This window comes from Paralimibaculum aggregatum (assembly GCF_030270585.1).
GTDB classification, from domain to species: domain Bacteria; phylum Pseudomonadota; class Alphaproteobacteria; order Rhodobacterales; family Rhodobacteraceae; genus Thermohalobaculum; species Thermohalobaculum aggregatum.
This window is the reverse complement of record NZ_BSYI01000171.1, coordinates 1-303: the sequence shown is the minus strand read 5'-3', so window position 1 is coordinate 303 and position 303 is coordinate 1. Positions and strand designations below refer to the sequence as shown.

Here is a 303-nt window from a genome sequence, read left to right as displayed (position 1 = left end):
AATGTCCACGGCGTCTCCACCCGCGCGGTCGATAATCTCGTGCGCGCCATGGGCGGCAGCGGGGTCTCGAAGCGCCAGGTGTCGCGGCTCTGCGCCGAGATCGACGAGCGGGTGCTGGCTTTCCTCTCCCGCCCGATCGAGGGCCGCTGGCCCTATCTCCGGCTCGACGCCACCTATCTCGAGGTCCGCGAGGGCGGCCGGATCGTCAGCCTGGCCGTGATCGTGGCGGTCGGCGTGAACACGGGCGGCCGGCGCGAGGTGCTCGGCGTCGCCACCGGGCCGTCGGAGGCGGAGACGTTCCGG

At 72.6% G+C, this 303-nt stretch carries 1 protein-coding gene; it reads left to right on the top strand.

Annotated elements, in window-relative coordinates:
* On the top strand, positions 1 to 303 hold a 303-nt coding region (locus QSJ97_RS24815), incomplete at both ends, for a transposase (protein ID WP_285675179.1).